This window comes from Streptomyces sp. NPDC048718 (assembly GCF_043198875.1).
In the GTDB taxonomy this organism is placed as follows: Bacteria; Actinomycetota; Actinomycetes; order Streptomycetales; family Streptomycetaceae; genus Streptomyces.
Genome location: NZ_JBICVG010000002.1, coordinates 161,098 through 174,615 on the forward strand (window position 1 = coordinate 161,098; position 13,518 = coordinate 174,615).

The 13,518-nt window shown below is 72.3% G+C and carries 11 protein-coding genes; 2 read left to right on the top strand and 9 right to left on the bottom strand.

The window, feature by feature from the left end:
• Nucleotides 1–133 precede the first annotated feature (133 nt).
• The 3 genes from ACGFRB_RS03780 to ACGFRB_RS03790 form a co-directional block, all read right to left on the bottom strand.
• Nucleotides 134–1,696, bottom strand: coding sequence for a phytoene desaturase family protein (locus tag ACGFRB_RS03780; protein ID WP_393238552.1), 1,563 nt, complete (start codon nucleotides 1,694–1,696; stop codon nucleotides 134–136).
• Between the two features lie 209 nt (nucleotides 1,697–1,905).
• Nucleotides 1,906–2,517, bottom strand: coding sequence for a hypothetical protein (locus ACGFRB_RS03785; RefSeq protein WP_393238555.1), 612 nt, complete (start codon nucleotides 2,515–2,517; stop codon nucleotides 1,906–1,908).
• A gap of 60 nt (nucleotides 2,518–2,577) precedes the next feature.
• Nucleotides 2,578–4,761: a tetratricopeptide repeat protein gene (locus ACGFRB_RS03790; RefSeq protein WP_393238558.1), complete on the bottom strand. Its 2,184-nt coding sequence runs from the start codon at nucleotides 4,759–4,761 to the stop codon at nucleotides 2,578–2,580.
• Nucleotides 4,762–5,261: 500 nt separating this feature from the next.
• On the opposite strand from ACGFRB_RS03790, the gene ACGFRB_RS03795 reads away from it, so the two are divergent.
• A complete protein-coding gene (locus ACGFRB_RS03795; RefSeq protein ID WP_393238561.1) occupies nucleotides 5,262–6,110 on the top strand; it encodes a serine protease in 849 nt (282 codons plus the stop codon).
• Nucleotides 6,111–6,410: 300 nt separating this feature from the next.
• Here ACGFRB_RS03795 and ACGFRB_RS03800 read toward each other — a convergent pair whose 3' ends face one another.
• The 5 genes from ACGFRB_RS03800 to ACGFRB_RS03820 form a co-directional block, all read right to left on the bottom strand.
• Entirely contained in the window at nucleotides 6,411–7,082 is a 672-nt protein-coding gene (locus ACGFRB_RS03800) for a potassium-transporting ATPase subunit C (protein WP_393238564.1), read from the bottom strand.
• Between the two features lie 6 nt (nucleotides 7,083–7,088).
• A complete protein-coding gene (gene kdpB / locus ACGFRB_RS03805) occupies nucleotides 7,089–9,191 on the bottom strand; it encodes a potassium-transporting ATPase subunit KdpB (RefSeq protein ID WP_393238567.1) in 2,103 nt (700 codons plus the stop codon).
• A gap of 194 nt (nucleotides 9,192–9,385) precedes the next feature.
• Nucleotides 9,386–11,050 carry a potassium-transporting ATPase subunit KdpA gene (kdpA, locus tag ACGFRB_RS03810; protein ID WP_393238571.1) on the bottom strand — a complete coding sequence of 555 codons (1,665 nt, stop codon included), beginning with the start codon at nucleotides 11,048–11,050 and terminating at the stop codon, nucleotides 9,386–9,388.
• Nucleotides 11,051–11,058: 8 nt separating this feature from the next.
• Complete coding sequence (gene kdpF / locus ACGFRB_RS03815) at nucleotides 11,059–11,148, bottom strand: K(+)-transporting ATPase subunit F (protein WP_361234660.1); 90 nt, start codon at nucleotides 11,146–11,148, stop codon at nucleotides 11,059–11,061.
• Nucleotides 11,145–11,273 carry a hypothetical protein gene (locus tag ACGFRB_RS03820; protein WP_393238574.1) on the bottom strand — a complete coding sequence of 43 codons (129 nt, stop codon included), beginning with the start codon at nucleotides 11,271–11,273 and terminating at the stop codon, nucleotides 11,145–11,147. Before ACGFRB_RS03820 ends, kdpF begins: the two co-directional genes overlap by 4 nt.
• A gap of 688 nt (nucleotides 11,274–11,961) precedes the next feature.
• Here ACGFRB_RS03820 and ACGFRB_RS03825 point away from each other — a divergent pair.
• Nucleotides 11,962–12,765: a GNAT family N-acetyltransferase gene (locus tag ACGFRB_RS03825; protein WP_393238577.1), complete on the top strand. Its 804-nt coding sequence runs from the start codon at nucleotides 11,962–11,964 to the stop codon at nucleotides 12,763–12,765.
• Nucleotides 12,766–12,976: 211 nt separating this feature from the next.
• Here ACGFRB_RS03825 and ACGFRB_RS03830 read toward each other — a convergent pair whose 3' ends face one another.
• Nucleotides 12,977–13,333 (bottom strand): hypothetical protein, encoded by a 357-nt coding sequence (locus ACGFRB_RS03830; protein ID WP_393238580.1) that lies wholly within the window; start codon nucleotides 13,331–13,333, stop codon nucleotides 12,977–12,979.
• Nucleotides 13,334–13,518: the final 185 nt, after the last annotated feature.

The window sequence follows — 13,518 nt, forward strand, 5'->3', positions numbered from 1 at the left end:
GGGGGTTCCGGGCAGGCTGAAACATCGGAATCCCCGGACGAAATCTTTCGTATGTCGGGGCCGCGGTCCATCGAGGATTTCTTAAGCGCCCTCGCAGATCAGCTTCACACCGCTGGCGGGGCGGGGCCGGGCGTCAATCCGCGAGCCCTTCGAGTACCGCCATGGCCGCGTTGTGACCGGGCACACCGCTCACTCCGCCGCCGCGTACGGCACCGGCGCCGCAGAGCAGGACGTTGGGGTGGCGGGTGCCGACGCCCCAGCGGGCGGCGCCGGTGGCCTCCTCGTCGCCGTAGGGGAAGGAGAGGTCGCGGTGGAAGATGTGGCCGCCGGGCAGCCGGAGTTCGTTCTCGAGGTCGACGGGGCTCTTCGCCTCGATACAGGGCCGGCCGTCGGCGTCGCGGGCGAGGCAGTCGGTGATCGGCTCGTCGAGGACGGCGTCGAGCTGGGCGAGGGTGGCCTTCAGGAGTTCTTCGCGGGCGCCGTCCGGGTCGGCGGCGAAGAGCCGGGCGGGCGCGTGCAGCCCGAAGAGGGTGAGGGTCTGGTAGCCGCGGGCGGTGGCCTCGGGGCCGAGGATCGTCGGGTCGGTCAGGCTGTGGCAGTAGATCTCGGCCGGCGGGGCGGTGGGCAGCCGGCCGGCGGCGGCCTCGGCGTACGCGGTGGCCAACTGGCCGTATCCCTCGGCGATGTGGAAGGTGCCGGAGAACGCCTCGCGCGGGTCGACGGCCCGGTCCCGGAGCCTCGGCAGCCGGCTCAGCACCATGTTGACCTTGAGCTGGGCGCCCTCGGCGGGGGCGGCGGGGGCCGGGTCGCCGAGGAGTTCGGCGAGGGCCTCGGGGGAGGCGTTGACGAGGACGTGCTCCGCGTCGATGACGCCGTCGCCGTCGGCGGTGCGGTACGCGATCTCGGCGCGGCTTCCGTCGGTCTCGATCCGGGTGACCTCGTGGCCGGTCAGCAGGGTCGCGCCCGCGGCGCGGGCGGCGTCGGCGAGGGCGGTGGTGAGCGCGCCCATGCCGCCGACGGGGACGTCCCAGTCGCCGGTGCCGCCGCCGATGACGTGGTAGAGGAAGCAGCGGTTCTGGATCAGGGAGGGGTCGTGCGCGTCGGCGAAGGTGCCGATGAGGGCGTCGGTCAGGACGACGCCGCGCACCAGGTCGTCGGCGAAGTGCCGTTCGACGGCGGCGCCGATCGGCTGCTCGAAGAGCATGTCCCAGGTCGGTTCGTCGTCGAGGCGGGCACGCAGGGCGGCCCGGCTCGGCAGCGGTTCGGTGAGGGTCGGGAAGATCCGCCGGGCGGCGCGCGCGGTGCGGCCGTAGAACTCCTGCCAGGCCTCGTACTCACGGTCGGATCCGGTGAGCGCGGCGAAGGAGGCGCGGGTGCGCTCCTGGTCGCCGCCGACGAGCAGACCGGAGTCGCGGTACGGGGTGTACGAGGAGACGGAACGTTTCTGCACCGCGAAGCGCAGCCCGAGATCGCGCACGATCTTCTCGGGGAGGAGGGAGACGAGGTACGAGTAGCGGGACAGCCGCACATCGACCCCGGCGAAGGGCTGTGTCGAGACGGCGGCGCCACCGGTGGTGCCGAGTCGTTCGAGAACGACGACCCGGCGCCCGGCGCGGGCGAGGTAGGCGGCGGCGACCAGGCCGTTGTGTCCACCGCCGACGATGACTGCGTCGTAGGAGCTGTGCGAATCGATCATGCCCCTTGCTAGCACCTCGCGGGCGCTTCCACCAGGGATCCGACACGACGGGATCGGCGAAATCCCCTGCTCCGAGGGGGATGGCGGGCGGGCGGGGGGCGGCCCGCCCACCCGTACCCCTGCCGCCGTAAGCCGGGTCCGCCCGGGGCCCGCCGCGTCTCGGCACGTTTCGGGGCGCGGGCGCGGGCCGGCCGGACGGCGGCACGCCGTCAGCGCTCCCGCAGCCAGGCGGCGATCCGTTCCTTGAACTCGCGGTGCCGGCCGAAGGATCCGTCCTGTGCCACGATTCGTTCCAGAAACCGCAGGACGCTCTCCGAGCGGTCCGGGCGACGCACTTCCAGCACGTCGACACCCCGCTCACCGGTCGAGCACCTGATGTACACACTGCCGTCGAGGGCCAGCATGTCGAAGCCGGGATGACCGGCGTGGATACCGAGGAACGCCGACTGCGCGCCCCGGCCCATGATGTCCCAGCGGTCGAGCAGCCGAACCCGGGTCCAGACCTCGGGCGCCCCGCGGTCTCCGCAACCGGCATCGCGCAGGATCTCCTGGTGCGACCGGGCGCCCTGGGGCAGTTGGAGGAGGAACTCCCGCCGGTCGTCGAACAGACCCGCCGAGACGGCGAGGTCGTACCAGCTCTCGTTCAGCCGCTCGACGAGCCTCGGGGTGTCGTACGGGCAGGAGAACCCGCCGGCCACGTCCTCGGTGCCGTATCCGAGGACGAAGGGGATCGTGCCGGCCGGCACGGCGTCCGGAATCACCTCGAGACCGGCCCGCCGCAGCGGCCGGTACACCTTGCGCTCGCGCTCCTTGGCACCCATCTCCCCCTGTCTACCAGGACATACCCCCTCGATCGAACAGATTGGCGCGGGTGGGCCGTCTTACGCGGATGTGGCGCCCAGCCGTCGCCGGCAGTGGGTCTCGTCGGCCAGGGCGGCGCGGGTCGCCGGGTGGCCGGCGCCGAGCAGCCGGGTGCGGGTCGCCGTGATGTGGCGGTACTCGGCCAGGGCCTCCGCCCAGCGGCCCAGATGGCCGAGCGCGATCCCGGCCTCGCGGTGGCTGGCGAGGGTGTCCGGGTGGTCGTCGCCGAGGACGCGGGCGCGGGCGGAGCGGACCGTACGGGCCTCGGCCAGGGCGCCGTCCCAGTCGCCGAGGCGGCCGAGGTTGACACCCAGGCCGTGCCGGGCCCGCAGGGTCTCCGGGTGGTCGGGGCCGTTCGCCCGGGTCCGGGCGCCGACCAGGTCGCGGTAGAGCACGGTGGCCTCCTCGGCGCGCCCGAGGCGGCCCAGGCAGATGCCCGTCTCGTAGCGCGCGGCGAGGGTGTCGGGATGGTCCGCGCCGAGGACGGCGCGCCGGGCCTCGGCGACCTCGCGGTGCTGGGCGAGCGCGTCCGACCAGCGGCCGAGCCGCCCGAGCGCGTGGCCTATCTCGTGCCGGGTCGCCAGTGTGTCGGGATGCTCGGCACCGAGCAGCCGGGCGCGGACGTGGGCGACCTCGCGGGCCGTCGCGTACGCCTCCGTGACCCGGCCGATCCGGCCGAGGGTGAACGCCAGGTTGTGGCGGCAGCGCAGGGTGTCGGGGTGCTCGGCGCCCATGGTGCGGGTCCGGGCGGCGAGAACCGTCTCGTAGACCTCGTGCGCCTCGGCGTGGCGGCCGAGTCCGCCGAGGATGTACGCGGTCTCCTGACGGGCCGCCAGGGTGTCGGGGTGGTCGGCGCCCAGGGTGCGGGCGCGGCCCTCGGCGACCGCCGCGAACCGGTCCAGGGCGTCGGTGGCGCGGCCGAGCCGCCCGAGCGCGAAGCCGAGTTCGTAGCCGCTGGCCAGGGTGTCGGGGTGGTCGTCGCCGAGCACGTGCGCCCGGTCGCGCACCACCGTACGGAGCAGGTCGGCGGCCTCCGTCCAGCGGCCGAGCCGGCCGAGCCCGAGGCCGGCCCGGTGCCGGCCGGCGAGGACGGCGGCGATCTCGCCGGCCGGGGAGGCAGGGGCGATCTCGCCGGCTGGCGAGGCGGGGGCGGACCCGCTCTCGGGGGGCGCGGGCGGGCGTGACGGGGCGGTCCCGGTCCAGACGGTGGTGAGCGCGGCGGCGTGGTCGTGCGCCGGGGCGGGGCGGCCGGCGGGGCTGGAGGCCGCCGGGCGGCCGACGGCCAGCGTGCGGGCCCAGGCGGGCAGCACGGCCGGTGCCGCCGGCCGGAGGGCCGGGTCCGTGCCGGTGCGGCCGCAGACCAGCCGCCGGCCCAGTTCGGCCGCGTCGGCCGGGCGCTCCCCGGGGGCCTTGGCGAGCAGGTCGAGGACGGCCAGGTCCAGATAGCCGGGCAGTTCGGGGCGATGGCCGCGCAGCGGCGCGGGGGCGGTGTCACGGTGTCCGATGAGGATCGCCCAGGTGTCCTCCATGTCGAACGGCGGCCGTCCGGTGGCCACTTCGTAGAGCACACAGCCGAGGGAGTACAGATCGCTGCGGTGGTCGACGGCGCCGCCCCCGCCGATCTGTTCCGGCGACATGTAGTGCGGGGTGCCCATGGCGATGCCGGTGCCGGTGAGACGGGAGGTGAAGTCCATGTCCGCGCCGAGCCGCGCGATGCCGAAGTCGCAGATCTTCACGGTGCCGTCGGTGAGCCGCATGATGTTGGCGGGCTTGAGGTCGCGGTGCACGACGCCCTGACGGTGGGTGTAGGCGAGGGCCTCGGCGACCTGTTCGGCGATGTCGAGGACCTCGGCGACCGGCAGCGGCCGCTTGTCGTTGTCGGTGAGCAGCTGGCTCAGATTGCGCCCGTCGAGGAGTTCCATGACGAGGAAGAGGACCCCGTCGGACTCACCGAAGTCGTGGACGACGGTGATGCCCCGGTGCTGGAGCGCGGCGGCGACCCGGGCCTCGCGCCGGAAGCGCTCGCGCAGGACGGCGAGATGGTCGGGGTCGCGCTGCCGGCCGAGCGGTCGCAGGCATTTGACGGCGACGCGCCGCTCCAGCGATTCGTCGGTGGCCCGCCACACCTCGCCCATGCCGCCGCGGCCGATCACTTCCTGGAGCCGGTACCGGCCCTGGATCAGCCTGGTGTCCGTGTCCGCCATCGCGTGCTGTCGCCCCCGAGTACCCCGTCGCCGTGCCGCCCCTCCCCGGCCCGTCCCAGTATGGCGGCACCGGTCCGCAGACTGTACGACATGGGCGGGGTGTCCGGTCCGGGCCGGTCCCCGCGCGTCCGCCGTAGCGCGCGGAAACCGCCGCCGGAGCGGCGTCTTCGACGGCCGGCCGCCGGTTCGGGAAGAGTGCGTGAGCCATGGCCGGGGGTGCCCGGCCGCCGGTCGGTGGCGTTGCGGGGCGGCGAACGGGGCGCTGTGGGGCGCACGGGGGCCGAGGGCGTACGCGAGAGTCGCGGTACGCCGTCGGGTCGCTCCGCGCGCGGGGCCGAGCGCCGTCGGCGCCGGGGCACGGGGGCGGTGGGCGGCGGCGCGGAGGAGGCCGTCGGGATGTGGCGCGGTACGCCCTCTTGTCAGCCGGGCCCGGGGTTCCAAGAATGCACATGACAACTCGCACCGCTTCGAACGCACCGTCACCAGAGGGGAACCCCCACATGAACAAGCCTCTCGCCGGCACGCTGATCGCGCTCGCCCTGGCGGGCGCGACGACGGCCCCGGCCATGGCCTCCGCGCCCGGGAACACCGCGCCGGTCAAGGCCGTCGCACCCGCCGCCGTCGACTTCGCGGGGACGGTCGCGCTCAGCAACTGTTCCGGCTCCGTCGTCCGGATGCCGTCCTCGCTGTCGACCGACCCCGCGCTCGTCCTCTCCAACGGGCACTGCCTGGAGACCGGCATGCCGGCGGCCGGTCAGGTCGTCAAGGACCGGGCGTCGACCCGCACCTTCTCCCTGCTCAACGGGGCGGGCACCAAGGTGGCCACGCTCCAGGCGAGCAAGATCGCGTACGCCACGATGACCGACACGGACATCTCGGTCTACCAGCTGACCAAGACGTACGCGCAGATCCAGAGCCAGTACGGCATCGGCGCCCTCACCCTCAACGACGTGCGCCCGACGCAGGGTTCGGCGATCACCGTGGTCTCCGGGTACTGGAAGCGGACGTACAGCTGCAACGTCGACGGGTTCGCGTACCGCCTCAAGGAGGACGCCTGGACCTGGAAGGACTCGGTCCGCTACACCTCGTCCTGCAACACCATCGGCGGCACCTCCGGCTCGCCGGTGATCGACACGACCACCGGCAAGGTCGTCGCCGTCAACAACACGGGCAACGAGAGCGGCGGGACCTGCACCATGAACAACCCGTGCGAGGTCGCCGAGAACGGTGCCGTGACGGTCCGCCAGGGCATCAACTACGCCCAGCAGACGTACCAGATCATCCCGTGCGTCGGTCCCGGGAACGTGTTCGACCTGAACCGGGCCGGTTGCACCCTGCCGAAGCCGTAGCCGGGTCGGGTCGGGTCGGGTCGGGTCGGCAGAAAAGGCCGTACCGCTCCGCTCCGTTCCGCTCCACTCCGGTAGTTCCGGTACGCCGGGGGGGGGGGGGGGGGGGGGGGGGGGGGGGGGGGCGCGGCGGCGCCCGCCGGGGCGGGGGGGGGGGCGCCCCCGCGCGCCGCGCCCGCCCCCCCCGGGGCCGGGGGGGGGCGGGGGCGGGCGCCCCCCCCCCCCCCCCCCCCCCCCCCCCCCCCCCCCCCCCCCCTCCCTCTTCGCCGTGATCGGGCACTCGGCCCCTTCTCGGCTCGCGATTCAGCCCTTGGCCGCCAAGTCCCTGAGTGCGGTGTTCAGTTCGAGGACGTTGACCCGGGGCTCTCCGATGAAGCCGAGGATCCGGCCGCTGGTGTGCCCGGCGACCAGTTTCTCCACCTGCTCGACGGTCAGGTGGTTCCTCTCGGCGACCCGGCGGACCTGGAGCCTGGCGTACGCCGGGGAGATGTTCGGGTCCAGGCCCGAACCGGAGGAGGTCACCGCGTCGGCCGGCACCTCGGACGGCGTCACCGGGTGGCCGGGGACGGAGTTGTCCTTGACCACGGCCGCCTTGGCCTCGGTGATCCAGGTGATCAGCTCGGGGCTGTCGCCGGCGCGGTTGGTGGCGCCGGAGAGCAGGAGCGCGTACCGGGTGTTGACGGTGTTGGCACCAAGGCCACGGGATGGGCGCGGCTGGAACCAGCGCAGATCCGGGGCGGCCGTCTCCTGGCCGTCCTTGAGTGGCAGGTCGTAGCGCTGCCCGATGAGCGAGGAGCCGACGGCTTTTCCGCTCGCGTCCTCGATCGTCGATCCGTTGGCCTTGGCGGGGAAGGCGAGCTGGGCGATCCCGGTCACGGCGAGCGGGTAGAGCACCCCGCACACCACCGTCAGGACGATCAGGGCCCGCAGGCCGGCCCAGAGCACACGGCCCGTGTTTCCTACCGAGTAGTTCATCGTGGGTCAGCCGATTCCGGGGATGAGGGAGAGGAGCAGGTCGATGATCTTGATGCCCACGAACGGGGCGACGAGGCCGCCGAGTCCGTAGATCCCGAGGTTGCGCCGGAGCATCGAGTCCGCGCTGGACGGGCGGTAGCGCACGCCCTTGAGGGCGAGCGGGACCAGGGCGATGATGATCAGCGCGTTGAAGACGACGGCCGAGAGGATCGCGGACCTCGGCGACGACAGGGCCATGATGTTCAGCTTGTCGAGCGAGGGATACGCCACCGCGAACATGGCCGGGATGATGGCGAAGTACTTCGCCACGTCGTTGGCGATGGAGAAGGTGGTCAGCGCGCCCCGGGTGATGAGGAGCTGCTTGCCGATCTCGACGATCTCGATGAGCTTCGTCGGGTTCGAGTCGAGGTCGACCATGTTGCCGGCCTCCTTGGCGGCCGACGTGCCCGTGTTCATCGCCACGCCGACATCCGCCTGGGCGAGCGCCGGGGCGTCGTTGGTGCCGTCGCCGGTCATCGCGACCAGTTTGCCGCCCGCCTGCTCCCGCTTGATGAGGGCCATCTTGTCCTCGGGGGTGGCCTCGGCGAGGAAGTCGTCGACTCCCGCTTCCTCGGCGATGGCGCGGGCGGTCAGCGGGTTGTCGCCCGTGATCATGACCGTCTTGATGCCCATGCGGCGCAGTTCGTCGAACCGTTCCCGCATGCCCTCCTTGACGACGTCCTTCAGATGGACGACGCCCAGGACCCGCGCGCCGGCGTCGTCCTTCACCGCGACGAGCAGCGGGGTGCCGCCGGCCTCGGAGATCCGGTCCGCCAGTGTGTCGGCGTCGGCGGCGATGTCGCCGCCCTGCTCGCGGACCCAGGCGAGGACCGAACCGGCCGCGCCCTTGCGGGTCTGCCGGCCGTCGACGTCCACGCCCGACATCCGGGTCTGGGCGGTGAAGGCGATCCACTCCGCCTGGGCGAGTTCGCCCTGGTGGCGTTCGCGCAGCCCGTACTTCTCCTTCGCGAGGACGACGATCGAACGGCCCTCGGGGGTCTCGTCGGCCAGCGAGGAGAGCTGCGCGGCGTCCGCCACCTCGGCCTCCGTCACACCCTTGACCGGCACGAACTCGGCGGCCTGCCGGTTGCCCAGGGTGATGGTGCCGGTCTTGTCGAGCAGCAGCGTCGACACGTCGCCCGCCGCCTCGACCGCGCGGCCGGACATGGCGAGCACATTGCGCTGCACGAGCCGGTCCATGCCCGCGATGCCGATCGCGGAGAGCAGGGCGCCGATCGTCGTCGGGATAAGGCAGACGAGAAGCGCGGTGAGGACGATGAGGGAGGTCTGCTTGTCGGCCCCGGCGTAGATCGCGAAGGGCTTCAGGGTGACGACGGCCAGCAGGAAGACGATCGTCAGCGAGGCCAGCAGGATGTTGAGCGCGATCTCGTTCGGCGTCTTCTGCCGGGCCGCGCCCTCGACCAGGTTGATCATGCGGTCGATGAAAGTCTCGCCCGGCTTCGTCGTGATCTTCACGACGATCCGGTCGGACAGCACCTTCGTCCCGCCCGTGACCGCGCACCGGTCACCGCCGGACTCCCGGATGACCGGGGCGGACTCGCCGGTGATCGCGGACTCGTCCACGCTCGCGACCCCCTCGACGACATCGCCGTCGCCGGGGATGATGTCGCCGGCCTCGCAGACCACGAGGTCGCCGACGCGCAGATCGGTGCCGGGGACCGGTTCCTCGGTGCCGCCGGCCAGCCGGCGCGCGACCGTGTCGGTCTTGGCCTTGCGCAGGGTGTCGGCCTGCGCCTTGCCGCGGCCTTCGGCCACGGCCTCGGCGAGATTGGCGAAGACCGTCGTCAGCCACAGCCAGCCGGCGATCGCCCAGCCGAACCAGTCCGAGGGGCTCTGGATCGCGAGGGCCGTGGTGACGACCGACCCGACCAGGACCACGAACATCACCGGCGTCTTGACCATCACCCGCGGGTCGAGCTTGCGCAGCGCGTCGGGGAAGGACGTGACCAGCTGCTTCGGGTCGAACAGACCGCCGCCCACCCGTCCGTGGGCATGCTGCCCGCCGGAGGGGTCCCCGTGGGGCGCGGTGGTCGGTCGCGTGGCGGACATGGCGTCCTCGTGATCCTTTACGTCGGGGTGCTGTGGGCCGGGGTGGTGTGGGGCGGGGGTCCGAGCGGGGTGGTTCCGGGCGGCGTCGGTCCGGGGGGCGTGGGCCTGGGGGGCGTGGTTCCGTGGTGCGGGTTCCGATGCGCCGGATTCCCGTATGCCGGATTCCGGTGTGCCGGGTTTCCGTATGCCGTGTGTCATGCCGCGAGCCCTTCGGCGAGCGGTCCAAGAGCGAGGGCCGGGAAGTAGGTGAGACCGGTGACGATCAGGATCGTGCCGCCCAGCAGGCCCGCGAACAGCGGTTTCTCGGTCCGCAGTGTTCCGGCGGTCGCCGGTACGGGTGCCTGTTCGGCGAGCGAGCCGGCGAGGGCGAGGACGAACACCATGGGCAGGAAGCGGCCGAGCAGCATCGCGATGCCGATCGTCGAGTTGAACCACTGGGTGTCGGCGTTCAGACCGGCGAAGGCGGATCCGTTGTTGTTGGCGCCGGAGGTGTAGGCGTAAAGGATCTCGGAGAAGCCGTGGGCGCCCGTGTTGAGCATCGAGTGCGGGGGCGTGGGCAGCGCGATCGCGAGTGCCGTGAAGCAGAGCACCAGCGCCGGGGTGATCAGGATGTAGCAGGCCGCGAACTTGATCTCGCGGGTGCCGATCTTCTTCCCCAGGTACTCGGGCGTACGGCCGACCATCAGACCCGCGATGAAGACGGCGACGACCGCCATGATCAGCATGCCGTAGAGGCCGGAGCCGACACCGCCGGGCGCGATCTCGCCGAGCTGCATGCCGAGCATCGCGATGCCGCCGCCGAAGCCGGTGTACGAGGAGTGGAAGGAGTTGACCGCGCCGGTCGAGGTCAGTGTGGTGGCCACGGCGAACAGCGACGAGCCGGCGATCCCGAACCGGGTCTCCTTGCCCTCCATGGCCCCGCCGGCCAGCTCGAACGCCGGGCCGCGGTGGGCGAACTCGGTCCACATCATCAGGGCGGTGAAGCCGATCCAGATGACGGCCATCGTGCCGAGGATCGCGTACCCCTGCTTGACCGACCCGACCATCCGGCCGAAGGTCCGCGTCATCGCGAAGGGGATCACCAGTATCAGGTAGATCTCGAAGAGGTTCGACAGCCCGTTGGGGTTCTCGAAGGGGTGGGAGGAGTTGGCGTTGAAGTAGCCGCCGCCGTTGGTGCCCAGCTCCTTGATGACCTCCTGCGAGGCCACCGCGCCGCCGTTCCACTGCTGCGGGGTGCCGCCGAACTGGCCGACCTCGTGGATGCCGGAGAAGTTCTGGATGACGCCGCAGGCCACCAGGACCACCGCGCCGACGACCGCGATCGGCAGGAGGATACGGACGGTGCCGCGGACCAGGTCGGCCCAGAAGTTGCCCAGTTCACCGGAGCGGGACCGGGCAAATCCGCAGACGAGGGCGACCGCCACGGCCATGCCGACGGCCGCCGAGACGAAGTTCTGCACCGCGAGGCCGCCGGTCTGCACCACGTGGCCCATGGCCTGCTCGCCGTAGTACGACTGCCAGTTGGTGTTCGCGACGAACGACGCGGCCGTGTTGAAGGCCTGGTCCGGGTCGATCGACACGAATCCGAGCGAGCCGGGCAGCGAACCCTGGACCCGCTGCAGCAGATAGAGGAAGAGGACACTGACGGCGGAGAAGGCGAGCACTCCGCGCAGATAGGCCGGCCAGCGCATCTCCGTGTCCGGGTTGGCGCCGATCGCCTTGTAGATCCACTTCTCGGGACGGTAGTGCTTCTCCGAGGAGTAGACGCGCGCCATGTGGTCGCCGAGCGGCCGGTACGACAGACCGAGCGCGACGACCAGCGCCAGAAGCTGGAGGACTCCAGCGAGGACGGGACTCATCTCGGGGCTCAGAACCTCTCGGGCTTGACGAGGGCGAGGATCAGATAGCCCAGCAGGGCGACGGCCACGACGAGACCGACGATGTTCTCGGCAGTCACAGCTTGGCCACCCCCTTGGCGATGAACGCCACCAGCGCGAAGATCGCGACCGTGGCGAGGACGAAGGCCACGTCGGCCATCGTGAGCTCCCGGAGAATGAGGAAGGGAATCGAATACTCGGACACGAGGAGCGAACCGCATATCAGCCACGCCGCCGCTGCCGTTGACGCCCCTCTGACGCCTGGGGGTCCGGTCTTGACGCGTCCTCTACGGGTTCGGGCGCGGACGCCGTGGAAAGACGGCGGGGGCGTTTCGGCCAGGGTGAGGTCGGGGTGCGCGCCGGCACCGCGGGCAGGTGAACGAGCGGGCGGGGCGCGGGGCCCGGCGGTGCCGGTGCGGTGTCCCGACGCGGACGCGGAGCCGTCGCCACGCCGCCCGCAGGCGTCCCGGGGCGCCCCGAAGCCGCCTCGAAGGCGTCTCAAAGGCGTTGGTGCACGGCGTCGAGGTGGCGCCGTGAAGAGAAGGGCGCCCTTCCGGCGGTCTTGCGGGACTCCCGCGCGCTCGGTTTCCATGGAGGCGCACACAGCACACGGCCCCCATCCGGCGTACCGCGCCGGCGGACGTCCCGTCCGTATGCCCGGCCGACCGGATTCCCCGCCGCCCTGACCGCCGGGGCGTCGCGACCCGCGGTCCGGTGCCCCTGCTCCGTACCCGTGTACCCGCGCTTCCTCCGCGCCCGCCGGCCGAACCGCCGGCCGGCGCCGCCCCGCGTTCGACCTCGCGTTCGCCCCGCCCCCGGCACTGCCCTCCGCACCGCTTCCGGCTCCGCGTCCCGCCCCGTACCTCCTCGTCCCCGCCGTACCAGGAGCACCCGTGATCCCCCACGCGTCCCACCAACCTCCCGCGCCCGCCCGGGTGTTCCTCTCCGGCACCCCGGGGTCCGGAGCGCTCGCCGAGCACGTCCTCGCCACCGGCCACGGCCGGTGGTGGACCGACCGGGCGCGAGAACCCCGCGTCGTGGCCGTGACCTGCGGCGGGTACGCCCTGCTCACCGGGGACCCCGGGGCCGCCGCCCCGGAGCTGCTGGCCCCGCTCGCCGGGCACTACGTCGAGGCGCCGGACCGTTTCCTGCCGGTCCTCGGCGCGGCCTTCGGCCACCTCCACCCCTGGGAGCGCATGCTCTACGTCCACCGGGCCGAGCCCGTCGCGCCGCGCGTCCCCACCGGGGTGATCGTGCGCCGCCTCGCGCCCCGGGACGCTCCCGCGCTCGCCGGCCTGGATCCGGCGGCGGCCTGGCTCCACGACACCTGGGACGGGCCCGCCGCCCTCGCCGAATCCGGCCTGGCCTGGGCCGCCTTCCGCCGGGGCCGGATCCTCGCCCTGGCCTGCACCCGCTTCCTCGGCAGCCGCTACGAGGACGTCGCCTGCGCCACCGGCCCCGGCGAACGCCGCCGGCATCTCGCCCTGGCCTGTGTCACCGGGTTGACCGCCGACATCACGGCGCGCGGCCACCGCGCCAGTTGGTCCTGCTCGCGCGACAACCGCCCAAGCCGGCTGCTCGCCTGGACCGCGGGCTTCCGGCTGACGCGTGAGTACGTCCACTTCGCCGCCGGACCCGCCGTCGGCACGTCGGCACCGGCGGACGCGGCGCGGGGGCCTCGGGCGGGGACCCTATGAGGAGAGCCGAGCGCGCCACGCGCGAAAGGGGGGCGGTAATCCTGTCGGGCGGGTTTTGACTCCTCGGCCGAGCCGATCCACCGGAAAGCACCCCACACGCCCTTGGAGGCGCCCGTATCGGGCGCCTCCAAGGCGGCAATTCACCGGACCGGAAATTGCCGGGATTTGGGAATCACATTACCTTCGCCGTTCGGCGAGGCAATACGCACCGTCAGTTCCAGCAGGTCATCGCGGAATAGCCGGCGTAGTTGTTGTTGAACACGTAAATCCAGGCGTTCGCCTGCGTGACCCCGCAGGCGTTGTAGCGGTCCCCCACGGCGTAACCCCGGCACCACCAGGTGGTGCCCTTCTGGGCGGTGGTCACCACGGCGGCGCTGACGCTGGGGCCGGTTCGGACGGTCACGGCCTCCGCCGCCGTCGCCAGCTCCACGCCTCCACTGTTGCACCTCGTGTAGGAAGCGGAATCGGCGGACCCCTGCGCGGCGTCGGCGACGCCCGGAACCATCAGGCCGATGAGCGCCGCGGCGGCCAACGCCGCGACCGACCTTGCTCCCAGGTACTTTCTCACTGTGTTCCTCCGGTCGACTCTTGTGAAGTGGACACCGGAAAGGAAACGACCCTTGACTGTGACGCGTCAAGGCGGCGGTACCGGAGAGGCTTATTTACCTCACTCCCGGCTTGTTTCCTACCGGCGGCCGCTCCCGGCTTGTTCCGGACGGGCGGTGCGGCATCAGAAAAGCGCTCCGGAGAATG

Excerpts from the sequence above, each read along its gene's own strand:
- ACGFRB_RS03780 (WP_393238552.1), bottom strand. The coding sequence starts at position 1,696 with ATGATCGATTCGCACAGCTCCTACGACGCAGTCATCGTCGGCGGTGGA.
- ACGFRB_RS03785 (WP_393238555.1), bottom strand. The coding sequence starts at position 2,517 with ATGGGTGCCAAGGAGCGCGAGCGCAAGGTGTACCGGCCGCTGCGGCGG.
- ACGFRB_RS03790 (WP_393238558.1), bottom strand. The coding sequence starts at position 4,761 with ATGGCGGACACGGACACCAGGCTGATCCAGGGCCGGTACCGGCTCCAG.
- ACGFRB_RS03795 (WP_393238561.1), top strand. The coding sequence starts at position 5,262 with ATGAACAAGCCTCTCGCCGGCACGCTGATCGCGCTCGCCCTGGCGGGC.
- ACGFRB_RS03800 (WP_393238564.1), bottom strand. The coding sequence starts at position 7,082 with ATGAACTACTCGGTAGGAAACACGGGCCGTGTGCTCTGGGCCGGCCTG.
- kdpB (WP_393238567.1), bottom strand. The coding sequence starts at position 9,191 with ATGTCCGCCACGCGACCGACCACCGCGCCCCACGGGGACCCCTCCGGC.
- kdpA (WP_393238571.1), bottom strand. The coding sequence starts at position 11,050 with ATGAGTCCCGTCCTCGCTGGAGTCCTCCAGCTTCTGGCGCTGGTCGTC.